Genomic DNA, 24948 nt, shown 5'->3' with positions numbered 1-24948 from the left:
CAAACCGTTCCGCTTTCGTTCGGCATGCGCACGCGAATCGGCTAATCTGCCGTCATGAACGGAATTGCCTTCACGCTGCTCGAGCGGCCGGTCACCTGGAGCGAGGCCGCCCTTGCCTTCGCCGGTAGCAGCCTGTTTCTGCTTGTGCTCGTCGCGTTGTCGCTCTGGCGCAGTTCGCGCGGGCGAGCGATCGAGGCCGTCATCGCTGCCGAACGCGCCCGCGAGATGGACGACAAGGTCGCCGAGATGAACCGCATGCAAGCCGAGATGACGGGCCGGATGCAGACGATGGCCGAGATTCTCTCGACGCGGCAGGCCGACCTTGCCCGCCTCGTCGCCGAGCGGATGGACGGCCTGCGCCAGCAGGTCGGCTCCGGGCTCGAGCAGAACGTCAAGCAGACCACGGAGAGCCTCGGCAAGCTGCAGGAACGGCTTGCGGTCATCGACGCTGCCCAGAAGAACCTGACCGACCTGACCAGCGAAGTGGTGACCCTCAAGGACGTGCTCTCCAACAAGCAGGCACGTGGCGCCTATGGCCAGGGCCGGATGGAGGCGATCATCCGCGACGGGCTGCCCGCCGCCTTCTTCTCGTTCCAGCCGACGCTCTCGAACCGCAACCGGCCGGACTGCCTCGTCACCCTGCCAGGAGACGGGCGCGGCCTCGTCATCGACGCCAAATTCCCGCTGGAGAGCTTCACCATGCTGCGCGAAGCGCGTGGCGAGGAGGCAAAGAAGGCAGCGGGCGTGCGCGTGCGCGGCGATGTCGGCCAGCACGTCAAGGATATCGCCGAGCGCTATTTCGTGCCCGGCGAAACGCAGGACATGGCCCTGCTCTTCGTGCCGTCCGAATCGATCTATGCCGACCTGCACGAGCATTTCGACGACGTGATCCAGAAGGCCCATCGCTCCCGCGTCATGGTCGTGTCGCCGTCCCTGCTCGCCCTGGCGATCCAGCTGATGCAGTCGCTCATTCGCGATGCCCGCATGCGCGAGGAGGCTCGCGTCATCCAGACCGAGGTTGGCAGGCTCCTGACCGATGTCCGCCGGCTCGGCGAGCGGGCCGAGAAGCTCGACCAGCATTTTCGCCAGGCGCAGGAGGATGTCGCCGGCATCCGCACCTCGGCCGGCAAGATCACCAGCCGCGGCGACAAGATCGGCGCGCTCGAATTCGATGAGCCGGCGAAGAGCGAGCCGTCGCTACCCTTCGCCAAGGGGCTCGAGCTGAAGGCCGCCGAGTGATCAGCCGCGGTTGAGCACGGCCGAAAGCTCCGGCTTGACGTTCAGCGTCTGGAAGACGACGCAGTAGCGCTCGGTCAGCTTGAGCAGAGTGTCGAGCTTGTCCTGTGGGGCGTCGCTCTCGACATCGAAGGACAGGCGGATCGCCTTGAAGCCGACGGGCGCATCCTTGACGACGCCGAGCGTGCCGCGGAAATCGAGATCGCCCTCGGCCCTGACAGTTCCCTTCTTCAGTTCGATTTCAAGGGCGGTCGCGACCGCCTTCAGCGTGACGCCGGCGCAGGCGACCAGCGCCTCAAGCAGCATGTCGCCGGAGCAGAGCTCGGCACCGGTTCCGCCGGTCGCCGGGTGCAGCCCGGCCAGGGCGATCGCGCGGCCGGTCTCGACCTTGCAGGCGATATGCTGGTCGTCGAGTTCGCCACGGGCCTTCAGCGTGATCACCGCGGCGTCGGGCGCCTCGCGGTATTTGTCCTTGAGCGGAGCCTGGAGGGCGCGAAGCGCGGTGACGTCCATGGTTCTCAACCTTCTTCAGACGAGCGGCGATGTGCCGCCGTGATAAGCCTGTCGCCGACGCGGGGCCAGCCCCAACCCGGCATGGGCGTCTCGCGCCTCACCACCACATGCCTGCGGTCTCGGCGGCCTTGTGCTGATGCGGCTCTCCGTTCGCGAGGGAGCGATCGAGAGTGCGCAGGACCTCGCGCTTGCTCGCCTCGAAGGCTGGAGAGAGCCTGTCGCGCGGACGGGCGAGAGGATTGTCGAATTCATCGAAGATGCGGCCGGGGTTCGGCTGCATGACGATGATGCGATCTGCCAATGTCACCGCCTCCTCGACATCATGGGTGACCATGACGACGGTCGGCCGGCTCTCCTCCCAGAGCGCCAGCAGATGGCCGTGCAGGCTTGCCCGCGTCGTGGCGTCGAGCGCCGAGAAGGGCTCGTCCATCAAAAGCAGCTTTGGCCGTGTCACCAGGGCGCGCGCGATGGCGACGCGCTGCTGCTGCCCGCCGGACAGTTCGCGCGGCCAGCGCTTCTCGTAGCCGGCGAGCCCGACACGCACGAGCGCATTCGCGACCAGTCCCTCGCGTGCGAAGGGCGTCAGATGCGACAGGCCGAAGGAGACATTCTCGGAGACACTGAGCCAGGGGAAGAGGCGCGGCTCCTGAAAGATCACGCCGACATCGGCGCGTGGCGCCAGGATCGCCTCGCCGTCGAGGCTGACGCGGCCGGCGCTTGGTTGGTCCAGCCCGGCGACGAGCCGCAGTAAGGTGGTCTTGCCGCAACCGGAGCCGCCGACAAGCGCGAGGATCTCGCCGGCGGCCACGGTGGTGGTGACAGCAGACAGTGCCTGTGTGCCGTCGGCATAGGTTTTGGAGAGGCTGTCGAAGCTCAGCATCGAGGATGCCTTTCAGAGCTTGTCGCGACCCAGATCCTGCCAGGCGAGGAAAGGCCGCGTGATGGCGAGAAGCAGGCCATCCGCCAGTTTGCCGAGCACGGCGAAGGCGATGATGGCCGCGATGATGGTGTCGGGACGGCCAAGCTGCTGGCCGTCCACAAGCAGATAACCAAGGCCCTCGCTCGCTCCCATGATCTCGGCCGCAACCACGAACATGAAACCAAGGCCGAGGCCCGAGCGCAGCGCGGTGAACCAGGCGGGCAGGATCGCCGGCAGCAGCACCCGCCGCACCATGGCGAAGCGGCCGAGCCGGAAGACGCGCCCAACCTCGATGATCTTGCGATCGATCGAGAGGATCGCCGCCGCCACGCCGAGATAGACGGGGAAGAACACGCCAACGGCAATCAGCGCGATTTTCGACGCTTCGAAGATGCCGAACCAGAGGATGAAGAGCGGCACCCAGGCAATCGAGGGAATCGCTCGCAGAGCCTGCAAGGTCGGATCGAGCACGCTGCGCGCCAGAGGCAGGGCCCCCGTCAGCGCGCCGAGCAGCGTGCCGACAGCCGCTCCCAGCCCGAAGCCGGCGGCAACACGCCAGAGCGTGGCCGACGCATGGGTCAGGAGTTCGCCCGAGACGGCGAGTTGCCAGAGCGTCTTGCCGACCACGCTCGGCGGCGGCATCAGACGACCATTGGCCAAGCCGGCACCGACCAGGAACTCCCAGAGAGCAGCCAGAAGAAGCGGCAGCAGCAGGCCGGCCAAACCGAGGCCGCGGGGTTTCCGGAAGACATCCGGACGCCCCCTACCCTCGGCAACCGTATCGAGTCCCAGCGTGCTCATCGTTCCGGCTTGTGTCTGCTCGTCCGGGCTCAGTTATTGGCGGCAGCGAAGCGACGGTCGAGCAGGCTGTCGACCACCGCCTTGACGTCGGTCGTCGCCGGCAGGACGCCCGCCTCCTTGAGTGCGAGACCAGCAGCAAGGATGGTGTCGGCCTGGGCCTGCCCGATCGCGGAATGGGTCAGTTCGGTGCGGGTAAGCTGGCGCTCGATGACCGCGTCGGAGAGCTTGGTATAGTCGACGAGCACCTTCTTCAGCTCGGCCGGGTTGGCCAACGCATAGGCACGGGCCTCCTCGTAGGCGGCCAGCACCTTGCGGACCAGCGCCGGATGCTCGTTGGCGAAGGCCTCGCGGACATTCAGGATGCCCCAGGTGTTGTCCTCGGCCTTCCGGTGGAACAGCTTTGCACCGCTCTCGACCTCGGCTGCAGCCATCAGGGGGTCGAGCCCGGCCCAGGCGTCGACATCGCCGCGCTCAAGCGCGAGGCGGCCATCGGCATGCTGAAGCAGCACGAGCTTGACGTCCTTCTCGGTCAGCTTGGCCTCAGCGAGTGCCCGTACCAGGAAGATATGCGGATCGGTGCCGCGGGTGACGGCGACGCGCTTGCCCTTGAGATCGGCAACCCTCGTGATCTCGCTCTTGGCCCCGGTAACCAGCGCCGTCCATTCAGGCCGCGAATAGACATAGATCGACTTGATCGGGTTGCCATTGATCTTGCCGATCAAGGCGGCAGCGCCGGCCGTCGAACCGAAATCGATCGAGCCGGCATTGAGGAATTCGAGCGCCTTGTTCGATCCGGCGGATTGCACCCAGCGCACCGTGATGCCCTCGGAAGCGAGTGCCTTCTCCAGCGTGCCACGCTCCTTCAGCACCAGGCTGACGGGGTTGTAGGTGGCGTAATCGATGCGGATTTCCTTCGGCGCCTGGGCATTGGCGCTGAGAGCGCCCAGACCTGCACCGGCCATGGCAAGCCCGGCGAGTACAAGACGGCGGCTGACTGCCTTGATGACGTTCATTGTCGATCCCCATTTCGGTGACGCGAAGGGATCGGGAGAGGTCGAGCCTATCCTACCCCACGCTTTAGCTGCACTTGTTTCGCGCCCGCAAGCTGGTGGCTCAAATCGGCGCGTGTCCTCTTTCTAGGTCCGATCGTTCTGTTTGTCAAACAAACTCAGATAGACTGTTAAATGATATAATACACGTTCTGTTGCGTGTAATTTCTGGTTTCTGGGAATCCCGTCACCATGTTACGAGCGGCTTGGTTCGAAGCCGTCCTGCGCGATATCCGAAGGTCATGCCGTCCGTGTCGATCAGCGCCGATACCCCTTACTTTGCCCTCGCGGAGGTGCTGGCGAACCCTGCCGCCGCCGTTGCCCGGCTGGCGGGCAAGATGCGCAAGGCATCGGCCGCCGATCTGCGGCAGGAACTGGTCGCCTGCCTGCGCCATACACTCGAGGAAGGTCACGCCTCCGCCAAGGAAATCCTGAGCGAGGAGCGCAATGGCCTCGCCTGTGCCCAGCGCCTGTCGGCGATGATGGACGGCATCGTCGGCTGCCTGCATGTGGCGGCGAGCGAGCACTTCTACCCCGCCGTAAACCCGTCCTCCTCCGAGCGGATCGCGGTCGTCGCCGTCGGCGGCTATGGCCGCGGTACACTGGCGCCAGGATCGGATGTCGACCTGCTCTTCCTGTTCCCGCACAAGCAGACGGCCTGGGGCGAGAGCGTGGTCGAAGCGATGCTCTATCCCCTCTGGGACCTGAAGCTGAAGGTCGGCCATTCCGTGCGCTCGGTCGACGACTGCATCCGCGAAGCGCGCGCCGACATGACGATCCGCACCGCCTTGCTCGAGGCCCGCTTCCTCACCGGCGACCGGGCGCTCTTCGACGAGATGGTGCACCGCTTCGACGCCGAGGTGGTCGAAGGCTCGGCGCCCGCCTTCACCGAAGCCAAGCTTGCCGAACGCGAAGCACGCGTGCGCCGCGCGGGATCATCGCGCTATCTCGTCGAGCCCAACGTCAAGGACGGCAAGGGCGGCCTGCGCGACCTCAACACATTGTTCTGGATCGCCAAATACGCCTACCGCGTCCATGACGCCGATGAACTGGTCACCGCCGGGCTGTTCGACCGCAAGGAACTGCTGATGTTCCAGCGCTCGGAGGAGTTCCTCTGGCGGGTGCGCTGCTGGATGCATTTCATCACAGGCCGGGCAGAGGAGCGCCTTTCCTTCGACCTGCAGCGGCAGGTAGCGACGGCGATCGGCTATGCCGGCCGCAGCGGCCAGGCCCCGGTCGAGCGCTTCATGAAGGCCTATTTCCTGGTGGCGAAGGATGTCGGCGACCTGACCGCGATCGTCTGCGCCGCCCTCGAGGCGCGCCAGCAGAAGCCGCGGGCGAGCCTGTCTAGCCTGCTCGGCACCTTCACCAAGCGGCGGCAGGTGCGTGCGCTCGGCCATCCCGACTTCACGCTGAAGAGCCAGCGGCTCAACGTCGTCGACGGCGACGCCTTCAAGCGCGACCCGATCAACCTGCTCAGGCTCTATGAGATCGCCAGCCGAAACGACGTCGCCATTCATCCCGATGCAAGCCGCCTGGTGACGCAATCCCTCAAACTGGTCACGCCGCATTTGCGCAACGACCGCGAAGCGAACCGGATCTTTCTCGATATCCTGACGTCGCGGCGCGCGCCGGAGGCGGTGCTGCGCCGCATGAACGAGTCGGGGCTGCTCGGCCGCTTCGTGCCCGAATTCGGGCGCGTCGTCGCGATGATGCAGTTCAACATGTATCACCACTACACCGTCGACGAGCATCTGATCCGGTCGATCGGCGTTCTCTCCGAAATCGAGGCCGGTGCGCTCGAGGCGGAGCATCCGCTCTCGAACTCGATCTTCCCGACCATCACCAACCGCCGGGCGCTCTATGTCGCGCTGTTTCTGCACGATATCGCCAAGGGCAAGCCGGAAGATCATTCGGAAGCCGGCAGCCGGATCGCGCGCAAGCTTTGCCCACGCTTCGGGCTCAGCGAGGCGCAGACCGAGACGGTCGCCTGGCTGGTCCAGCACCATCTCGACATGTCGACCGTCGCCCAGAGCCGCGACCTCGGCGACCCCAAGACGATCGAGAGCTTCGCGGCCACCGTGCAGACCCTCGAAAGGCTGAAGCTCCTCCTCATCCTGACGGTTGCCGATATCAAGGCGGTCGGGCCCGGCGTCTGGAACGGCTGGAAGGGCCAACTCCTGCGCACGCTCTACTATGAGACCGAAATCGTGCTGGCCGGCGGTCATTCCGGCATCGAGCGCCGCGCGCGCGTCGAACAGAAACAGGATGCGCTGAGGGCGGCGCTGGCCGACTGGGACGAGGAGGAACGCGAGGCCTATCTCGCGCGCCATTACCCGCCCTACTGGATCAAGGTCGACCTGCCGCGTCAGGAGAAGCAGGCGCGCTTCCTGCGCGGGGCCGAGGCTGAAGGGCGCACCACGGCAACCCTGGTCGAGACAGACCAGTTCCGCGGCATCACGGAGCTGACCATTCTGGCGCCCGACCATCCGCGCCTGCTCGCCATCGTCACCGGCGCCTGCGCCGCGGCCGGCGGCAACATCGTCGACGCCCAGATCTTCACGACTACCGACGGCCTCGTGCTCGATACCATCTTCATCTCGCGCGCGTTCGAGCGCGATGACGACGAGCTACGCCGGGCCGGCCGCATCGCCGCCGCGATCGAACGGGCGCTGAAGGGCGAGATCAAGATCGCCGATCTGGTGGCGCAGCGCCGCGCGCCGCCGCCGCGTGGCGCCACTTTCCAGGTCGCGCCGGAGGTGATCATCGACAACGTGCTCTCGACCCGGCACACTGTCCTGGAGGTTTCCGGCCTCGACCGCCCGGGCCTGCTCTACGATCTCACCACCGCGATCGGAAAGCTCAACCTCAATATTGCCTCGGCCCATATCGCCACGTTCGGCGAGAAGGCCGTCGACGTTTTCTACGTGACCGACCTGACCAACGCCAAGATCACCGGCACGGCGCGGCAGCTCAGCATCCGCAAGGCACTGCTGGAGGTTTTCGCTTTTGACCACGAGAAGGCGCAGGGCGGAAAGACGCGCGTGCCCGCCCGTGCTTGATTTCGCGGACCACAAGGCCGATATCGGCCTCGAACGCTGTCGCGCTCCCGAGTGACGACCAGCCCCATGATTTGAATTGGATGAGGCGATGACGCGGAACCCTGCGACCGACGAACCGAAGCCGGACATGGCCGCCCAGATGGCCGCCCAAGAGGCAAACGAGCCGGCCCCGCTCGAGTCCGGGCTCGAAGCCCAGCTCGGGCAGGTCGAAGCCGAGCGCAACGACCTCAAGGACAAGCTGCTGCGCACCCTGGCCGACATGGAGAACCTGCGTCGGCGCACCGAGCGAGAGATTGCCGACGCCAAGGCCTATGCGGTGACGAGCTTTGCGCGAGACCTGCTCGGTTCGGCCGACAATCTGCGCCGCGCGCTTGAGAGCCTGCCGGAGACCGCTCGCACCGAGGGCGAAGCGGCCCTGAAGGCGTTGGTCGAAGGTGTCGAGCTCACCGAACGCGAACTGCTGAAGACCCTGGAACGCCATGGCGTGCGCCGCATCGACCCCCATGGCGAGAAGTTCGACCCACATCTGCACCAGGCAATGTTCGAGGCGCCCGACGCCGGCATCGCCAAGGGCCTTGTCTCGAAGGTCGTGCAGACCGGCTACAAGATCGGCGAGCGCGTGTTGCGGCCGGCCTTGGTGGGCGTCTCCGCCGGCGCTCCGAAGGCGCCTTCGGCCGAGGCCGGCGGCGACACCAATACAGGCCACTGAACCGTGCTGGAGGTTGCCGGCGTTGCCGTCTTCGCATTGACGGGAGCGCTGGTCGCGGTCCGCAAGGGGATGGATCCGTTCGGGTTCATCCTGCTTGCGACCGTCACTGGCGTCGGCGGCGGCACCTTGCGCGATCTCGTGCTCGACCGCGGCGTCGGCTGGGTGCAGGCGCCGTCGGACGTGATCGTCTGCACGATCGTCGCGCTTGCGGCCTGGGCAACGGCCTATTTTCGTCCCGGCACGCTTGATGGCTGGATGGGCAAGCGCATGCTCGTCTGGGCCGATGCCGCGGGGCTTGCGCTTTTCGCGGTCGTCGGCACGCAGAAGGCGCTGATGGCCGGCGTCCCGGTCCTCTCGGCGGTGGCGCTGGGAGCGGTGACCGCCTCCTTCGGCGGCATCCTGCGCGACATCCTCGCCGGCGACAGGCCAATGGTGCTATGGAGCCGGGATTTCTACGTTACGGCGGCGGCGACTGGGGCAACCATGACGGCGTTCCTGTCCGGTCTCGGCGTCAGCCCGCTCCTGGTAATGCTCGGGGGCATAGCAGCCGGATTTGGCTTGCGCGCCGGCTCGATCCTGCTCGGCTGGTCGTTTCCGAATCTGCCTGGCTCAGGTTCTGCCTGATCAGCCTCACCCCGATCACCCTCCTGGCTTCGTCACGCGCCGCAAGGTCAGATTGATCCGCCCCCCCTGCGGCAGCAGGGCTGACGAGCCCGCCAGTATCCTGTCGATCCCGTGATAGGCAAGGCGCGCCTCGCCACCGAAAAGCAATGCATCGCCCGAGGCAAGTTTCAGCGAGACGGTCTTGCTGCCGCGTTCCGTGCCGCCGATCCTGAAGACCGCCGTGTCGCCGAGCGACAGCGACAGCACCGGCGCGTCGAACTCCCGCTCGTCACGATCCTGGTGCAGGCCCATCTTCGCGCTCGCCTCGTAGAAATTGACCAGGCAGGCCTCAGGAGGGTGCGGGTAACAGGCAAGCGCACGCCAGGCATCGAGCAACACGGCCGGCATCGGCGGCCAGGGCGCGCCGGTCTCGGGATGCTGGGCCTGGTAACGATAGCCGGCCAGATCCGACACCCATCCCAGCGAGCCGCAATTGGTCATTCGCACGGAGAACGGCTTGCCGGTCTTCGGCATCCGCGGTGAGAAGAATGGCGCCTGCCGGGCAACCTCGCGCAGTTCGGCCAGCAGCGCCGACTGCATCTGGGGTGAAAGATAGCCCGGCCAATGAAATACGCCGGGAGCGACGGCAAGCCTGGTCACGGGCGCGCCGTCACAGGGTATCGAGGCCGAGGACGTCAGCCATCGAGTAGAGGCCGGGCTTACGCCCCCTGCCCCAGAGCGCCGCCTTGACCGCGCCTTGCGCAAACAGGCCACGGTCCTCGGCGACATGCGCCAGTTCCAGCCGCTCGCCCGCACCAGCGAAGATGATCTTGTGATCGCCAACGACGGTGCCGCCGCGCAACGCCGCAAACCCGATCGCGCCGGGAGGGCGGACGCCGGTATGGCCATCGCGCGAGGCGACGCGGGTCTCAGCGAGAGAGACATCCCGCCCCTGTGCCGCGGCCTCGCCGAGCAGCACCGCCGTGCCCGATGGCGCATCGACCTTCATCCGGTGATGCATCTCGACGATCTCGATATCCCAGTCCGTACCCAGCGTGGCAGAAACCTTGCGGACCAGGGCTGCCAGCAGGTTCACGCCCAAGCTCATATTGCCGGAGCGGATGATCGCAGCATGGCGCGCAGCCGCCTCGAGCTTGGCGAGATGGACCGGCTCCATACCCGTGGTCCCGACGACGTGGACGATGCGGGCCTGCGCGGCGAGGGCCGCAAAAGCGACCGTGGCCTCAGGCGCCGTGAAATCCAGCACGCCCTCAGCTTCAACGAAGGCCGGCAGCGCATCGTCGGTCACCGGCACCCCCAGTGCAGGCAAGCCCGCCAGAATGCCGGCATCCTGCCCCAGCGCAGCGGAGCCCGAACGCTCGATCGCGGCCGAAACGGTGCAGCCCTCGGCCTCGGTGATCGCCTTGATCAGCATTCGCCCCATGCGCCCGGCGGCGCCGACAACGACGAGACGCATGTCGCTCATGAGGGGAAGCTCCTGACCAGTCGAGGATGGTGACGCAGCGGCTATAGAGCATCACCGCATCACGCGAAACCACTCTGCCTTCGTCCCCGGGTGGATGCTCGAACAAGGCGACAAGACCGGCCCGCACAGCGCCGAAACGAAAACGGCCGGGGAAGCTCCCGGCCGTCGATCCTTGCTACGATGCCTGTCGCGTCAGGCAGCCTGCTGGATGCCCGAGAGCTTCCAGTCACCGCCGCGCGAGCGCACGAAGGTCCAGTGTTCCGTGACCTCCTGCGGGACGGTCGCATTGCCCTCGACGATGCGACCGGTGGCGCGCTCGGTCAGCGCGTTGATCAGGCTGAAGCGCATCGCAACGGTTGCGAACTCGAAATCGTCCTCCCGCCAGGCTTCCGAGAGATCGCCCTGCAGCAGCTTGACGTTGGAGACCCGATCAACCAGCCCCTTGGCGGCGTTCTCGGCAATGTCATCAGCGAAATAGCCGGCCATTTCGGGCGTCAGCTTCTCGCGGAGAACCTGCTGGTTCTCGTTCGAATAGGCCGTGTTCACTTCGCCGAGCAGCCGCTCGAAGCTGCTGAAATCCTCGCCCGCGAGCGTGATCTCGACCGGCTTGGACGCCGCGCGCGGCGCGCCGCCACCGAGGCCGCCCATCGCAGACATGCGCGGATTCGGCTGAGGCTGGGCGGCCTCACGCGACATCGGTCCGCCAGCGGTGGCGAGCTGCGGCTCGGACCGGCGCCGGAAGAAGCGCATCGCGAGGAAGATCAGGCCGCCGATCAGCGCGATCTGCAACAGGAAGCCGAAGATGCCGGCCAGCGAAGCCAGGCCGCTGAAGAAGCCCGAGCCCGAAAGCATGCCGAACAGGCCAGCGCCGAGCAGGCCGGCGCCGACGCCCATCATCAGGTTACGTGCCATGGACGGACGCGCCGCCTGTGCGGCAGCACCCGCCGCGCCAGCGGCCGGACCCGCCATCGACGGAGACGGCGTCGGAGCAGCGCTACGCTGGAAAGGCTGTGCGCCCGTCGGCGCTGTATTCGTCGGGGCCGGAGCCGAATTGGTACGCGTGCCGCGGCTGCCGAAACCCTTGCCGCCACCAGGACGAGCCTCGGCCAGCACGGGAACGAGCAAAAGCGCACCAGCGACCACGGCGACGACCCGGCCACGCCGAGCAAGTGAAATCAGTGACATGGTTCCTCCCGGAGCCCCCGTTGGGCCCGCTGCCGCGAAATATGGCGCGCGCCCTGCCCTTGCGCAAGGTCGGGGCGGCCAAGCGCGTGAGCCAAAATAATAATCAATGTTTCATGCGGGGCCCGGAGCCGTGCTAAACTGGCTCATTCGCCCAATCGCCCGTGCGCGGGCCGGCGAAGGAGTGTGCCATGATCCGGATGTCACGGAGGCCGCGCCAGAAAGCACCGCACGCGCTGCGCTGCCTCGCCCTTGCCACGCTGCTCACACTTGCCCCGTTCACTGCACCGAGAGCGGGTGAACCGGCTGTCGCCCTCGATCCACCGCGGCTCGCGCAGGCGCCCGAGCCGCTCTGCTTCTGCTGGAGCGACGGACGGAAGATTGCGGAAGGGCTGACCGCCTGCATCAAGACGACGCAGGGGCGGCGGCTCGCCGAATGCGGCCGGGTCATCAACATGATGTCCTGGCAGATCACGGAGAATCCCTGCCCGGAAAGCTGATCGACCCATTCCGGCATAAGAAAAACGCCGCCGAACCCGTGTTCGGCGGCGTCTTTTTTCAAACGCTCTTGCGGTCCATTCGACTTAAGACTGACGGCAGTCAGAACGCCCCCAACACGATGGCGATCATGAACACAAAGGCCGCGCCCATCGCCAACCGGTCGAGACTCAGCGTGAGGCTCATCGCATCCTCCTTTGTCATTGACCTGTCACCGAAGCTAGCAGAACTGACGATGGCCGCAAGGGGGCTGCCTCATGACGGCGGCGTGGCAGAGCCTATTGTATCCCTAACACTTCATTAAATCATTGATTTGATTTGTGGACAAAGAAGATCATCTCCTTGAGACGACAAGTCTTTCCAAAGCCTTCGCCACAGCGATGACGCGCTCATCCGCTCCGAAACGACCGATGATCTGAACCCCCACCGGCAATCCGCGAGGCCCCGTCGTCACTGGAATCGTCAGGCATGGCGTGCCGAGCAAAGTCCACAATCGGTTGAAGCGGGAATCGCCGGTCGAGCCCAGCGTATCCGGCGCTTCGCCTGGCGCGGCATAGCTCACGACGACGTCGACCCCGGCGAAGAGGTCACGGCAGGCATCACGCCCGCGGCGCGATAGCGCACGCGCGTCGTCATACTGCGTCGGCGAAACGGCTCCCGCCGCATCGAGATAGGCCGAGAGCTTGGGCGGGATCACGCCGCGATGGTTGCGATACTCCCAGGAGAGCGCCTGCGCGGCCTCGAAATCCTGCAGCGGGCCATGGGCGTGGAAGGCTTCAACCAGGGCCCGCGGCGTCGCGAGCTCGACCACGGTCGCTCCCGCCTTCGCGACAAGAGCGAGAGCCGCGGCCAGCGCGGCTTCGGAACCCGCCTCCGGCTCCCCGGCAAAGGGCTGGCGCGTCACGCCGATCCGCGAGCCCTCCAGCCTCGCCATGTCAGCGTCCAGCTCAGGCCGGCCCGTCAGGGCCGCGAGTGCAAAACCCAGATCGTCGGCGCTCGCTGCCATCAGCCCGGCGGTATCGAGCGACCAGGAGAAGGGCTTGATGCCGACGGTCGGCAGCAACGCATAGGACGGCTTGATGCCTGCGACACCGCAATAGGACGAGGGCCGAATGACCGAGCCCCCGGTCTGCGTACCGATCGCCAAGGGGATCATACCGGCTGCGACCGCCGCCGCCGAACCTGCCGACGACCCTCCCGGGCTCGCGGTAAGATCATGCGGATTGCGCGTCGGCGCCGGATCGAGGAAGGCAAAGGCGGTGGTGTGGGTCTTGCCCGCGATTGTCGCCCCGGCGGCCTTGAGCGCCATCACGATCGGCGCGTCGGCGCGCGGTTGCCAGCCATCATAGATCGGGGAGCCCATGCCGGTCGGCAGATCGGCGGTGTCGATGATGTCCTTGACGCCGCATGCGACCCCCGCGAGCGGGCCGGAGCCGGGCTCCAGCCGTTCGGGCCGACTGGCGAAGGCGCGAATGTCGGGCTCCTTGGCAGCGATGCGGGTGGCGCAATCGGCCAGCGCGGCCGACGCGCTCACGGCGCCGCTGGAAACCTGATGGGCAATGGCGCGAACGGACAGCATGCGAGATCCTCGAAGGGCTGGCTTTGGTTGGATCGTCGGATCGATGATCCAACCACCTGTGTCTGCATCGGCTTTCCCGAAAACCGCGTTCCACGTTTAGGGGCCGATGTCTTCTGCGTTGCATCGGCTTTCCCAAAAACTGCATTCCACTTTTAGGGGCCGATGCTGAGAGCAGATGCTGGCATGATTTCAGCGCGCTGCGATACCGCCGGACATCCCCCTTGGCGCATGACGTCGATGCGCCGGATCGCCTTAGGTCAGGCCGGACTGGCCCGCTAACCACTCGTTAACCGCCGCTCCAAAGTTAATCCGCCTGTGGCGTACGGGGCTCACTGGGTTGAGAAACCGTTCACCAACCGGGTCGCATTTGATCGGTCATGCGACGCGTTCATCTCGCCCTCTTCGCGCTCGGCGTCATCGGCGCCACTGGACTTGCCGGCTGCGGCAAGTTCCAGAAAGCACAGCGTGCCGCCTGGCGCGACCAGGCGGAAGCCGCCTGCATGGCCTCCCGTCAGGTCCCGCTCTCGTCCTATGTCAGCCTGCGCGAGAAGCCGATCGACGGGCCGGGCACCTGCGGCATGACCAGGCCGCTCCGTGTCTCCGCCTTCTCGGGTGGCTCGGTTCACCTCACCAGCAATGCCACGCTCGGTTGCCCCATCGTCGCCACCACCGACAAGTGGCTGGCCGAAGTGGTGCAACCAGCGGCGCAGAACGTACTCGGCGCGCAGGTGATCGAGCTCAGGGCAGGCTCCTATTCCTGCCGGGCGATGAACAACGGCACCGGCACCAGCCGCACATCCGAGCATGCCTTCGGCAATGCCGTCGACGTGTTCTCCTTCCGGCTGAATGACGGGCGCAACATCACCGTCAAGGACGGCTGGCACGGCTCGCCTGAAGAGCAGGCCTTCCTGCGCGAGGTTTTCGTCGGCGCTTGCCAGCAGTTTTCGACCGTGCTCGGGCCGGGTGCGGACATGTTCCACTACGATCACTTCCACATCGATCTGGCGCGCCACGCCAAGGGCCGGCAGATCTGCAAGCCGGTGATCAAATACACCCCGAACTACAACCTGCCGCCGCCGGACCCGGCACGCACCTATTCGACCGCGCAGAAGTCCATGCGCGACAACCTCCCACCCATGGTGGCAGGCGCCTCAGGCAGCATGCTACGGCAGCCCAGCGACGGCTTGCGCCCCCCCGGCGCGGTCAACGGCGGCTATCCGGTCGCAAACCATCAAGGCGGCCAGAGCCTCGATGCACAGCGGCGCTATCTCGACGAGCAGCCGCTCAACCCGCCGCGCTACCGACCGGAGACACCACCGAGCGCGGCGCAAGGCCCGCTGAGGCTGCCGGGCTCCGTCCCGCCGGCCGAAGAACTGATCGTAGGCGATGATGAGGGCAATGGCGTCATGGACATGCAGGGCGAGGAGCAGGCACAGCCGCAGATCTCGCCAGGCAACGACCCCTTCGCTTACGGCCGGGCGCAAACCGGCGGCGGCCGGCGCTACTGAGGGCAGCGTCAGCGCGAGACCAGCACCTGCCGACATTCCGCCGGCAATGCATCGACGGACATCGGCGGCTTCGGTTTGGGCTTCGGTCCCGGGCGCGGCTTGGGCGGATTGAAGATCGCCTTGTATTGCCGCTCGACCCAGCCGGTCAGTTCCGCGCCGCAGCCGTCGCCAAAATTCGGCGGCTCCTGGCCGGAGCACCCCTCCATTCCCGCCGGACAGCTCAGCCGGATATGGAAATGGTAGTTATGGCCCCACATCGGCCTGACCTTCTCGAGCCATGAGCGATCCGCACCAGCCTCGCGGCACAATGCAACCTTGAGCGCGGGATTGACGAAGATGCGCTCGACACGCGCTTCGGCAGCCACGGACTTGATCAGCCTGGTATGGGCGGGCGTCCAGTTCTTCGGGTCGACATCGCGCCAGTCGGCTCGCGCCATGTTCACCGCCGACATATTCTCGCGCGCGTCACTGTCGAGGCGCTGCTTCGGCATCGGCGTGAGCCAGACATCGGCATCGAGGCCGATCTGGTGCGAAGCATGGCCGGTCAGCATCGGGCCGCCGCGCGGCTGGGAGATGTCGCCAACCAGCAGGCCGGGCCAGCCGTTGATCCTGGGGACGTTGCGGGCAAGCGTCTCCAGATAGGAAATCAGCGCAGGATGGCCCCAATTGCGGTTCCGGGCCAGCCGCATCACCTGCCAGCTTTCGCCGTCGACCGGCATCGTCGTCGCACCGGCAAGACACCCCCTCGCATAGGAGCCGATGGCACGGGCCTGCATGCTGGCCGGCGTCGTCTTCTGCCCGAACAGGGCACGCGCCGCCTCGGGAAAGGCCGCGATATTGGCCGTCCGGCGCTTCGCTTCCTCCTCCGCAGTCGACTGCGCATGCACGACCGGTGCCGTCAGCGCGGCCAGGAGCAAGGCGGACAGGGCCAGGAGCGGGCGATTCGTGCTCTGCATCGCCCGAGAACGCCGGGTTTTGGAGATCAGGTCAAGCACGAGAAACGTCACACGTATCAGGCATGGACAACGCCTACGCAGGGTTGCAGCCTTGGCTACGCAGCGATCGGGCGCCTTCGCCCAGAAGAAGATCGCGCGCCCATGGGAGGAGATAACGCTGATGACGGACACCACGATCAACCGCCGCGCGCTGCTTGGAGGGCTTGGTGCAAGCCTGGCCTTGCCCGGCACGGCGAGCTTTGCGCAGGGCTCCTGGCCGCAGGGCCGGACGCTGAAACTCGTCGTGCCCTTCCCGCCAGCGGGAGCGACGGACGTGCTTGGGCGCCTCGTCGCCGACAAGCTCGGCCAGGCATGGGGCACAAACATCGTCGTCGAGAACCGGCCCGGTGCCGGTGGCAATATCGGCACCGATGTCGTCGCCAAGGCGGAGCCCAATGGCGACACCTTCCTGATCGTCTCCGTCGGCATGGCGACGAACCAGTATCTCTACGCCAAGCTGAACTACGACCCGGCCAAGGATCTTGCCCCCATCACCATGGTTGCGCTGGTGCCGAACCTGCTGGTCGTCAACAAGGATCTCCCGGTCAAGGACACGGCTGAGCTCGTCGCCTATGCCAAGGCCAATCCCGGCAAGTTGACCTATGCCTCATCCGGCGTCGGGACCTCGGTCCATCTCTCCGGCGAATTGTTCCAGAAGCTGACCGGCACCAAGATGGTCCACGTGCCCTATCGCGGAACCGCGCAGGCAACGCAGGACCTGATCGGCGGGCGGGTCGACCTGATCTTCGACAACATCACCCAGGCGCTGCCCCATGTCCGCTCGGGGTCGATCCGCGGCCTCGGCATCACCACGGCGAGGCGCTCGGCGACCGCTCCGGAATTCGCGCCGATTGCCGACGTCGTTCCGGGCTTCGATGTCTCCTCCTGGTTCGCGCTCTTCGCTCCGGCAAAGACCCCGCAGGCCGTCATCGACAAGATCCATGCCGACACCAAGGCCGGGCTCGCCGATCCAGCGCTTCGGGCCAAGATGGACCTTCTGGCGGCCGAACCCGTCGGCAACACATCGGCAGAGCTCGGCGCCTTTCTGCAGGCGGAAATGAAGAAGTGGGGCGAGTTGATCCGCGAGGTCGGCGTCAAGGTGGAGTAAGCGGCACTCCTGGGGAACTCTCGGTACACCCCAGACGTTTCCCTGTCGCATCCTGTCGCATCGCGGCAGCGCGATGCGACAGGGAGAGGGGCGCGTCATGTCTACACTCGTTATCGTTCTGCTGGTCATCCTGCTGCTCGGCGGCGGCGGGTATTATGGCCATCGCAGCTACGGCAATGCCGGCCTCGGCGGTGTCGTCGGCGTCGTTCTGATGGTCGTTCTGGTGCTTTGGCTGCTAGGTGCAATCGGGGGCGTGCCCGTCCGTGTCTGACGGGATTCAGCTAGGATTGGCGAGGTGCCAGACCAGCATGGCCGCGGCGAGATCCTCGATCGCGGTACCGACCGACTTGAACAGCGTGATCTCGCCGTCCTCATTGGCCCCGGCGACTTCGCCGCGGCACAGTTGAGCCAGCGTGCCGGCGACCTTGTCCGCCTCATAAGCACCGGCCTTGATCGCGACCGCCACATCCCCGCCCTCCACCAGGGCGGCTTCAGTGTCGATGAAGACGCGCGCACGGTGCAGAGCCTCGTCATCGGCCTCGCGCATCGACAGATTGAAGGCGCCCACGAGGTCGAGATGGGCGTCGCGCTTCAGCCAGCGGCCCATGACAATGGGCTCTCGCGACAGAGTCGCGCAGGAAATCAGGTCGGCCTGCCGTGCGTCGCCCTCGAGGTCGTCGCTGACGCGCACGGTAATACCCTCCGCGGCCAGGGCTTCCACCACCGCCTCGCTTCCCTCGCGCCGGCGGCCCCAGATGGCGATATCCTCGAAATCGCGCACGGCACCGTGCGCCTTGATCAGGAAAGGCGCCAGCGCGCCCGAGCCGACCATCAGCATGCGCTTGCCATGGGGATGCCCGAGCTTGCGTGCGGCGAGCGCGGAGGCCGCGGCCGTCCGCCAGGCCGTGAGGCGCGCGCCATCAAGCGCGGCGAGCGGCGCGCCCGTCGAACCGTTCATGAGCAAGTATGTGCCCATCACGCTCGGCAGGCTCAGCGAGCCGTTCGACGGATAGACCGTGACGACCTTGGTGCCGAGGAAAGCCTCCGGCGCGGTCGGCCCGGTCCAGGCCGGCATCAGCAGAAGCGTGGCATGATCGGCCGGCCGTTCGATCTCGTGGTGATGGCGCACAGGCGTGACGATGTCGCCGCGAAAGGCTCCATCCAGCGCATCGATCAAGGCGGGGAAAGTGAGAAGGCGGTCGATCTCCGCCGCGGGGATAACGCGCATCTGTCTTTCGTCAATCAGTTGTTGCGGCTGGTCAGAGCCGGCAGGGCGGAATCGGGCACAGCGGCCCGCAATGACTGCGCCTCGCTGCGCAGAGCCTCGGCCTCGCGACGATTGCGTCGCGCCGCCTTGCGATGCTTGCCCTGCGCGATCCATGAGGCGAGGCCGCCGATCAGGACCCCCGCAGCAATCGCGGCCAGAACCACGGCGAAGAGCGGAAGATCGAAGGCCAGCGTCGGCGCGTCGCGGCTGAACGGATCGAGCGAGACCCGCACCGGGCCCCGGTTCGCGATCGAGAAGAGGACGATCGCCAAGGCGACCGGCACGAGGATCAGCGCCTTGAAGAAAGCTTTCATGGATTTTTCCTCGCGTGCCGCACGAGCGAGCCTGACATCCGGCTGGATGTCAGTGCTTGCCGTTCAGCCTCTGGCGAAGCTCCTTGCCGGTCTTGAAGACCGGCACGAACTTCTCTTCGACCTCGACCGCATCGCCGGTGCGAGGGTTGCGGCCGACCCTTGCGGCGCGGGCCTTGCGGGAGAATGCACCAAAGCCGCGCAGTTCGACACGGTCACCACGCCCCAGCGCCTTGACGACCTCGTCGAGGATAGCCGTGACGATGTTCTCGATATCGCGCTGGTAGAGGTGAGTGTTGCGCTCGGCGATGCGTTGAACGAGTTCAGATTTTATCATGTGTCCAATATAACCGATTGTATCAACATCACTTTTCGGCGACAGGCTGCCAGAGCGCCAAGGGCGCGTCAAGCCGCAGGCCAACCGGCTGATCGGCAGCCCGCGCAAGGATCACGGCCAGCGATTCCAGACCGGCTGCGCGGGCCATCGCCTCGCCAGCGCTCCACAGACCAAAGGCGGAGGCCTCGTTGCGGCGGCGCCAGTCACGCACCGGCAAATCCTTCGCGACATTCTTCTCGCGCTCGAGCCAGGCGATCGCCTCCGGCTCGCCGCCGATCTCGTCGACCAGCTTAAGGCCGACGGCCTGCCGGCCGGAATAGACGCGGCCGTCCGATACGACGGCAATCTCGGTCTCTCCGAGCTTGCGGCGGTCCCCGACGAGGCGCTTGAACCAATCGTAATTATCCTCGACCACACGTTGCAGCGCGGCGCGCGCCTCAGGCGAGGTCGGCTCAAAGCCGTTCGGCGCCGCCTTCAGCGGGCTCGATTTGATCTCCTCGACCTTGACCCCGACGGTGTCGAGCAGGCGGCCGACATTGGGAATCTGGAAGAGCACGCCGATCGAGCCGACGAGCGAGGTCTGGCGCGCCACGATGCGGTCCGCGCCCATGGCCGCGATATAGCCGCCCGAGGCGGCGAGCCCGTCAACGACCGCCACCATCGGCTTCTTGGCCGCCAGACTGCGCAGCGCGATGTGCAAGGCCTCGGAACCGCTGGTGGTGCCGCCGGGACTGTCGATCCGAACCACGACGGCGGACGCCCGACTGTCCTCGAGCGACTTGATGAGATCGAGCGTGCGCCTGTCCCCTGAGATGAAACCCGAAATGGTGACCCGCGCAATATGCGCGCGGGAGGTCGAACCGGGCGCGTTGCCGCTCCAGGCCAGCCCCGCGACGACAGCCGCCGCGATGACGCCAAGAACGGCGAGCAGGCGCCAGAGCGTCAGCTTACGCCGCAGGTTGCGGCGGTCGGCGAGCAGGTCTGCATCGGACGACATGGGGTAAACGCTCCTGTGGTCACGGACGCTGGCTGGGCCCGTGATGTAGCCTCGCCGCAGCGACGGGGCAAGGCGACGCTCGGCCTCAGGCGTCGAGCGTCGCTCTTTGCCGATCGAGCGCCAATAGCGCAAGGCCGCTCGCGACAGACCGGAAGGCGTCACCGATGTGAACACGTTCCGAGCCGAAGCGACGATCGAACAGGGCGCGCACGGCCGGGACATGCGATGTTCCGCCGGTCATGAAGACGGCCTCGATCGCACCGGATTCGACCTTGGCTTCGACGAGGGCGCGATCGAGCGCCGCCTCGATCGACGCGACGTCCTCGGCGATCCAGCTTTCGAAATCCGTCCGGCGGATCGTCCCCTCGATGCTGACATCCATCTGGCGGAAGTTCAGCACGGTCTCGTCCTGCGACGACAGCGCAACCTTGGCCGCCGAGACGGCGCGATAGAGTTCATAGCCAAGATCGTATTCGATCACGGTCAGCAGATCCTCGAGCTTGCCGGGCTCGACCGCGTCGCGGATCAGCGCCTTGAGCTCGGCCATGGTCTCGCGGCTCTTCATCAGCGAGAGCCTGTGCCACTGCGCGAAGGCCGCGTGGTAATGGGCGGGAATCGGCAGCAGCTTCTCGAAGGAACGATACTGCGAGCCCTTGCCGAGCCGCGGCGAAACGGCGTGTTCGATGATGCGATAGTCAAAGGTGTCACCGGCGACGCCGACACCGGCATGCGAGAGCGGGATCGCTTCCAGCCGCCCTGCCCCGCCAGGCTCGAAGCGCATCACGGAGAAGTCGCTCGTRCCGCCGCCGAAATCGGCGACCAGCATGGTCTGGGGCGTCTTCAGGTCGCGCGCATACCAGTAGGCCGCGCCGAGCGGTTCATAGGCGAAATCGACCTTGGGCATGCCAGCCTTCGCATAGGAGGCCGAGAGGCGCTTCACGGCCAGTTCCTCGTCCGGGCGCTCGCCGGCGAAGACGACCGGGCGGCCCGAGATCAGTGGCGTCTCCGAGAGATCGTCGAGCCCGGCACTGAGATCGGCGAGGAAGACGCCGATCAGGTCCTCGAGCCGATACAGCTTTCCAAACAGGCGCGTCTCCTGGAAGGCGCGGCTGGACAGATGCGTCTTCAGCGATTGCAGAAAGCGATGCTCGGTCGTCATGCCCAGCGCCATGTCGAGCGCATCAGGTCCGCTGACATGCACGACACGGGCCTGCGGCGGCCGGCCCTCACGCCAGAACATCAGCGCCGAGCGGTAGGCGTCGACGGCGCCCTGCTTCGTCGCAAAGCTGCGGGTCGAGACCGAACCATCCGGCCGTGCCAGGGCGACCACGCTGTTGGTGGTGCCGAAATCGATGCCGATCGCGATGTCGTTCATGCCGCTTCCTTTCGCCGAAACAAAAGCCCGCGCGGATTTCTCCGCGCGGGCTGATGGATGTGTCAGGCCGCGAGACGCGGCCCGAAGATCACTTCTTCTCGGTGCTGGCCTTCTTGAGGGCCGCGCCGAGGATGTCGCCAAGCGAGGCGCCGGAGTCGGACGAGCCGAACTGAGCGATCGCTTCCTTCTCTTCGGCCATTTCCAGCGCCTTGATCGACACCTGGATCTTGCGAGCCTTCTTGTCGAACAGGATGACGCGGGCATCGACCTTCTCGCCAGCCGCGAAGCGCTCGGGGCGCTGCTCGGAGCGCTCGCGTGCGATTTCGGCGCGCTTGATGAAGGTGGTCATGTCGGTGCCGGTGATCTTGACGTCGAGACCGGCTTCCTTGACCTCGATCACCTCACAGGTGACGACCTGGCCCTTCTTGAACTCGCCGGCATCCACGAAGGGATCGCCGCCAAGCTGCTTCAGGCCGAGCGAGATGCGCTCCTTCTCGACGTCCACATCGAGAACGACAGCCTGAAGCATATCGCCCTTCTTGTATTCTTCGATGACCTGCTCGCCCGGACGGTTCCAGTCGAGATCGGAGAGATGGATCATGCCGTCGATGTCGCCTTCGAGACCCAGGAAGAGACCGAACTCGGTCTTGTTCTTGACCTCGCCCTCGACCACCGAACCCGACGGGTGGGTCTCGGCGAAGACCTCCCACGGATTGCGCAGGGTCTGCTTGAGACCGAGCGAGATGCGGCGCTTGACCTGATCGACCTCGAGGATCGCGACGTCGACTTCCTGCGAGGTCGAGACGATCTTGCCGGGGTGGACGTTCTTCTTGGTCCACGACATCTCGGAGACGTGGATGAGGCCTTCGATGCCCGGCTCCACTTCGACGAACGCGCCGTAGTCCGTGATGTTGGTGACGCGGCCCTTGAGGCGCGCACCGACCGGATAACGGGCGGCGATGCCATCCCACGGATCGGCCAGCAGCTGCTTGATGCCAAGCGAGATGCGGTGCGTCTCCTGGTTGATCTTGATGATCTTGACCTTGACCGTCTGACCGATGGTTACGACCTCGGACGGATGGTTGACGCGGCGCCAGGCCATGTCGGTCACGTGCAGCAGGCCGTCGATGCCGCCGAGGTCAACGAACGCACCGTATTCGGTGATGTTCTTGACGACGCCGTCGATGACCTGACCCTCTTCGAGGCTGGCGACCAGCTCGGAACGGGCCTCGGCGCGGGTCTCTTCGAGAACCGTGCGGCGCGAAACGACGATGTTGCCGCGACGACGATCCATCTTGAGGATCTCGAACGGCTGCGGCTGGCCCATCAGCGGGCCGACGTCGCKGATCGGACGGATGTCGACCTGCGAACGCGGCAGGAAGGCGACGGCGCCGTCGAGGTCAACGGTGTAGCCACCCTTGACCGTGTTGAAGATCATGCCGGTGACCTTCTCGCGAGCCTCATAGGCCTTCTCGAGCTTGACCCAGCTTTCTTCGCGGCGAGCCTTGTCGCGCGAGATCACGGCTTCGCCGAGGGCGTTCTCGACCCGGTCGAGATAGACCTCGACCTCGTCGCCGACCTTGATGTCCTGGTCGCGGCCGGGGCCGGTGAATTCCTTGAGGGCGACGCGGCCTTCAGTCTTCAGGCCGACATCGATGATCGCCATATCTTTCTCGATGGCGACGACGATGCCCTTGATAACGGAACCTTCAAGCGCGTCGTTACGGGCGAAGGATTCCTCGAGCAGGGCGGCGAAGTCCTCGCGACCCGCGTGATAGCTTTCTACGGCTGACATGCATTCTCCTGACGCCGGTCGCGTATCCCGCGATAGCCGGCAAGCGCCGTTTGGGTTGGTGCTGCGGTCCGGACCGTCTCCGACGGCGCCTCATGGAGGCTGCCTCGCAGGGAGGCTGGCGGCGCTGAGCCGTCGAACATGATCCGTATCCGACGAGCTCGCTTCCAACACCAAACGGGAGCCAGCCTCAAAGGCCGCCCCCGGCTGTGATCGATCACGGCCCTTCGGACGAGGCGGATGTAGTCGATCAAGCGACGCACGGCAAGAGTTTTGCCCGTCAGCTGCTCGCAATCAGGTCGAAGCGCATGGCGCAGCGGCGCGCGATGGGAAGCCCGTGTATCTCTTCGCGCTCCAGGACCGCGCGGAGCCTTCCCTCGATCGCGCCGTCCTCGAGCGTCACGAAGCCGAGCCGGACATAGAAGCGTTCATTCCAGGCAAGAGCCCGGAAGGTGGTGAGTGTGAGGGCCCGCAGCCCACTTGCCCTGGCATGGCCGATGGCTGCGCCAACCAGGTGAGTGCCGATGCCCCTGCCCTGGCGGTCTGCACGGACCGCCAGCTCCCAGACATGCAATTCGGTGTCGATCCGCTCGGCACTGAGGAAGCCGACGACCTCGCCTGTCACGTCAAGAGCAACCCAACTCGTGCCAGCGACGATGCTGACGAGATGGGGCTCGGCCGACATCACGGCATCGTCCGCGATCCAGGCCAGGTCTGGTACGGTTCGGAAAATCTGGCCGGCGGAACGCTCGACCTCCGGAAGGCGGCCGGCGTCCTGCGGCACGGCGAGGCGGATCGTGATTTCGGCCATGTCACATCCAGTCATTCATCGCTCCGCAGCACTCGGCAATCGCGTTGGACATACTCCGATGACCGATGGGGGTTCCAGTCCACGCGGCGACGGGATAGGGCGAACCGGCGGTGAGGACACCGCGGGAGTTGGGGCAGTGAATCATGACGACCGGCGAACGGCCAGGCCGACGCACTATACCGGCGGATGCCTTTGCGGCTCGATCCGCTTCGAGGCCAAGGGCCCGGCCGAGAAGCCGCACACCTGCTCCTGCACCCTATGCCAGCGCCATACCGGAGCACTGACAGTCGCCTGGGTCGAGTTCGCCAGGGACGCAATCGCCTGGACCGGCCCCGGCGGGGCACCGTCGCTCTTCCGTTCGTCGGACTATTCGAGCCGGGCCTTCTGCCCGGCCTGTGGAAGCAGCATCGGCGCAGTCGATGACGATCCCGTCATGGCGCTGCTCCTCGGCTGTTTCGACAAGCCGCTCTCGGCGGAGCTGATGCCGACCTCCCACAGCTATCGCGACGGGCGGCCCGGATGGTGGCATGTGGAGGAAACAAAACGGGACGTCGGCGCTCCCTAGATGCCGTAATGGGCCGGCGCTTCGAATAGCCATTTTGGGTGGCTGTCCCTCAGAATGATGGTGTTGAAAACGAGGTCCGAGCGATCGGCCTCAAGCATCATGAGAGGAACAGCCGTGGAGCATTATGCTGGAATCGATGTCTCTCTGACAGAGAGCAGCGTGTGCGTGGTCGATGCGACGGGTAAGATCGCCCGCGAGATCAAGGTCGCCAGCGAGCCCGAGGCGCTTGTTGAGTTTTTCGCCGA

General features: G+C 65.9%; 24 protein-coding genes and 2 pseudogenes. 10 read left to right on the top strand and 16 right to left on the bottom strand.

Annotation, left to right across the window (positions count from 1 at the left end; genetic code table 11):
• Positions 1 to 54: 54 nt before the first annotated feature.
• On the top strand, positions 55 to 1239 hold the full coding sequence (locus tag AC1DW9_RS22915; RefSeq protein ID WP_441507281.1) for a DNA recombination protein RmuC: 1185 nt from the start codon (positions 55 to 57) through the stop codon (positions 1237 to 1239).
• Here AC1DW9_RS22915 and AC1DW9_RS22910 read toward each other — a convergent pair whose 3' ends face one another.
• The 4 genes from AC1DW9_RS22910 to AC1DW9_RS22895 form a co-directional block, all read right to left on the bottom strand.
• The gene (locus AC1DW9_RS22910; protein WP_069877739.1) at positions 1240 to 1749 is read right to left on the bottom strand and encodes an OsmC family protein; all 510 of its coding nucleotides are present in this window, start codon (positions 1747 to 1749) and stop codon (positions 1240 to 1242) included.
• 97 nt (positions 1750 to 1846) lie between these two features.
• Entirely contained in the window at positions 1847 to 2629 is a 783-nt protein-coding gene (locus tag AC1DW9_RS22905; protein ID WP_441507282.1) for an ABC transporter ATP-binding protein, read from the bottom strand.
• A 12-nt stretch (positions 2630 to 2641) separates the two neighbouring features.
• On the bottom strand, positions 2642 to 3469 hold the full coding sequence (locus AC1DW9_RS22900; RefSeq protein ID WP_441490220.1) for an ABC transporter permease: 828 nt from the start codon (positions 3467 to 3469) through the stop codon (positions 2642 to 2644).
• Positions 3470 to 3498: 29 nt separating this feature from the next.
• On the bottom strand, positions 3499 to 4473 hold the full coding sequence (locus AC1DW9_RS22895; RefSeq protein WP_441507302.1) for an aliphatic sulfonate ABC transporter substrate-binding protein: 975 nt from the start codon (positions 4471 to 4473) through the stop codon (positions 3499 to 3501).
• Positions 4474 to 4760: 287 nt separating this feature from the next.
• On the opposite strand from AC1DW9_RS22895, the gene AC1DW9_RS22890 reads away from it, so the two are divergent.
• From AC1DW9_RS22890 to AC1DW9_RS22880, 3 genes are all read left to right on the top strand, one after another.
• A complete protein-coding gene (locus tag AC1DW9_RS22890) occupies positions 4761 to 7580 on the top strand; it encodes a [protein-PII] uridylyltransferase (RefSeq protein WP_441507303.1) in 2820 nt (939 codons plus the stop codon).
• Positions 7581 to 7668: 88 nt separating this feature from the next.
• On the top strand, positions 7669 to 8289 hold the full coding sequence (gene grpE, locus AC1DW9_RS22885) for a nucleotide exchange factor GrpE (RefSeq protein WP_441490222.1): 621 nt from the start codon (positions 7669 to 7671) through the stop codon (positions 8287 to 8289).
• Positions 8290 to 8292: 3 nt separating this feature from the next.
• Entirely contained in the window at positions 8293 to 8913 is a 621-nt protein-coding gene (locus tag AC1DW9_RS22880; RefSeq protein ID WP_441490223.1) for a trimeric intracellular cation channel family protein, read from the top strand.
• A gap of 15 nt (positions 8914 to 8928) precedes the next feature.
• On the opposite strand, the gene AC1DW9_RS22875 is transcribed toward AC1DW9_RS22880, so the two are convergent.
• The 3 genes from AC1DW9_RS22875 to AC1DW9_RS22865 all read right to left on the bottom strand — a co-directional run bounded on the left by AC1DW9_RS22875 (position 8929) and on the right by AC1DW9_RS22865 (position 11563).
• Positions 8929 to 9552 (bottom strand): alpha-ketoglutarate-dependent dioxygenase AlkB family protein, encoded by a 624-nt coding sequence (locus AC1DW9_RS22875; protein ID WP_441507283.1) that lies wholly within the window; start codon positions 9550 to 9552, stop codon positions 8929 to 8931.
• Between the two features lie 10 nt (positions 9553 to 9562).
• Entirely contained in the window at positions 9563 to 10369 is an 807-nt protein-coding gene (gene dapB / locus AC1DW9_RS22870) for a 4-hydroxy-tetrahydrodipicolinate reductase (protein ID WP_441507304.1), read from the bottom strand.
• A 201-nt stretch (positions 10370 to 10570) separates the two neighbouring features.
• Entirely contained in the window at positions 10571 to 11563 is a 993-nt protein-coding gene (locus AC1DW9_RS22865; RefSeq protein WP_441507284.1) for a Tim44 domain-containing protein, read from the bottom strand.
• A 188-nt stretch (positions 11564 to 11751) separates the two neighbouring features.
• On the opposite strand from AC1DW9_RS22865, the gene AC1DW9_RS22860 reads away from it, so the two are divergent.
• Positions 11752 to 12060 (top strand): hypothetical protein, encoded by a 309-nt coding sequence (locus AC1DW9_RS22860; RefSeq protein WP_441507285.1) that lies wholly within the window; start codon positions 11752 to 11754, stop codon positions 12058 to 12060.
• Positions 12061 to 12392: 332 nt separating this feature from the next.
• Here the strand turns inward: AC1DW9_RS22860 and AC1DW9_RS22855 are convergent, their stop codons facing one another.
• Positions 12393 to 13637 carry an amidase gene (locus AC1DW9_RS22855; RefSeq protein WP_441507286.1) on the bottom strand — a complete coding sequence of 415 codons (1245 nt, stop codon included), beginning with the start codon at positions 13635 to 13637 and terminating at the stop codon, positions 12393 to 12395.
• Positions 13638 to 14014: 377 nt separating this feature from the next.
• Between AC1DW9_RS22855 and AC1DW9_RS22850 the strand changes: the two genes are divergently transcribed.
• Complete coding sequence (locus tag AC1DW9_RS22850) at positions 14015 to 15145, top strand: extensin-like domain-containing protein (protein ID WP_441507287.1); 1131 nt, start codon at positions 14015 to 14017, stop codon at positions 15143 to 15145.
• 8 nt (positions 15146 to 15153) lie between these two features.
• Here AC1DW9_RS22850 and mepA read toward each other — a convergent pair whose 3' ends face one another.
• Complete coding sequence (mepA, locus tag AC1DW9_RS22845; protein WP_441507288.1) at positions 15154 to 16101, bottom strand: penicillin-insensitive murein endopeptidase; 948 nt, start codon at positions 16099 to 16101, stop codon at positions 15154 to 15156.
• A 160-nt stretch (positions 16102 to 16261) separates the two neighbouring features.
• On the opposite strand from mepA, the gene AC1DW9_RS22840 reads away from it, so the two are divergent.
• Together AC1DW9_RS22840 and AC1DW9_RS22835 are read left to right on the top strand one after the other, a co-directional pair.
• Positions 16262 to 17248 carry a Bug family tripartite tricarboxylate transporter substrate binding protein gene (locus AC1DW9_RS22840; RefSeq protein WP_441507289.1) on the top strand — a complete coding sequence of 329 codons (987 nt, stop codon included), beginning with the start codon at positions 16262 to 16264 and terminating at the stop codon, positions 17246 to 17248.
• Between the two features lie 97 nt (positions 17249 to 17345).
• Positions 17346 to 17519 carry a DUF3309 family protein gene (locus AC1DW9_RS22835; RefSeq protein WP_441507290.1) on the top strand — a complete coding sequence of 58 codons (174 nt, stop codon included), beginning with the start codon at positions 17346 to 17348 and terminating at the stop codon, positions 17517 to 17519.
• Positions 17520 to 17525: 6 nt separating this feature from the next.
• Here AC1DW9_RS22835 and lhpI read toward each other — a convergent pair whose 3' ends face one another.
• The 7 genes and pseudogenes from lhpI to AC1DW9_RS22800 form a co-directional block, all read right to left on the bottom strand.
• The gene (gene lhpI / locus AC1DW9_RS22830; protein ID WP_441490232.1) at positions 17526 to 18476 is read right to left on the bottom strand and encodes a bifunctional Delta(1)-pyrroline-2-carboxylate/Delta(1)-piperideine-2-carboxylate reductase; all 951 of its coding nucleotides are present in this window, start codon (positions 18474 to 18476) and stop codon (positions 17526 to 17528) included.
• Between the two features lie 14 nt (positions 18477 to 18490).
• Complete coding sequence (locus AC1DW9_RS22825; RefSeq protein ID WP_441490233.1) at positions 18491 to 18829, bottom strand: LapA family protein; 339 nt, start codon at positions 18827 to 18829, stop codon at positions 18491 to 18493.
• A 49-nt stretch (positions 18830 to 18878) separates the two neighbouring features.
• Positions 18879 to 19163: an integration host factor subunit beta gene (gene ihfB, locus AC1DW9_RS22820; RefSeq protein ID WP_043231503.1), complete on the bottom strand. Its 285-nt coding sequence runs from the start codon at positions 19161 to 19163 to the stop codon at positions 18879 to 18881.
• A 28-nt stretch (positions 19164 to 19191) separates the two neighbouring features.
• A complete protein-coding gene (sppA, locus tag AC1DW9_RS22815; protein ID WP_441507291.1) occupies positions 19192 to 20160 on the bottom strand; it encodes a signal peptide peptidase SppA in 969 nt (322 codons plus the stop codon).
• Between the two features lie 85 nt (positions 20161 to 20245).
• Positions 20246 to 21535 carry an Hsp70 family protein gene (locus AC1DW9_RS22810; RefSeq protein ID WP_441507292.1) on the bottom strand — a complete coding sequence of 430 codons (1290 nt, stop codon included), beginning with the start codon at positions 21533 to 21535 and terminating at the stop codon, positions 20246 to 20248.
• Positions 21536 to 21623: 88 nt separating this feature from the next.
• Positions 21624 to 23336, bottom strand: a pseudogene (gene rpsA / locus AC1DW9_RS22805) (30S ribosomal protein S1); the annotation flags it as partial.
• A gap of 271 nt (positions 23337 to 23607) precedes the next feature.
• Positions 23608 to 24138 (bottom strand): GNAT family N-acetyltransferase, encoded by a 531-nt coding sequence (locus AC1DW9_RS22800; RefSeq protein ID WP_441507293.1) that lies wholly within the window; start codon positions 24136 to 24138, stop codon positions 23608 to 23610.
• 136 nt (positions 24139 to 24274) lie between these two features.
• On the opposite strand from AC1DW9_RS22800, the gene AC1DW9_RS22795 reads away from it, so the two are divergent.
• Together AC1DW9_RS22795 and AC1DW9_RS22790 are read left to right on the top strand one after the other, a co-directional pair.
• Positions 24275 to 24703 carry a GFA family protein gene (locus tag AC1DW9_RS22795; RefSeq protein WP_441507294.1) on the top strand — a complete coding sequence of 143 codons (429 nt, stop codon included), beginning with the start codon at positions 24275 to 24277 and terminating at the stop codon, positions 24701 to 24703.
• A 114-nt stretch (positions 24704 to 24817) separates the two neighbouring features.
• Positions 24818 to 24948 (top strand): annotated as a pseudogene (locus AC1DW9_RS22790) (IS110 family transposase); the annotation flags it as partial.

This window comes from Allobosea sp. P4_E12 (genome assembly GCF_056401655.1).
This window is presented reverse-complemented; position numbering and strand designations above follow the sequence as displayed.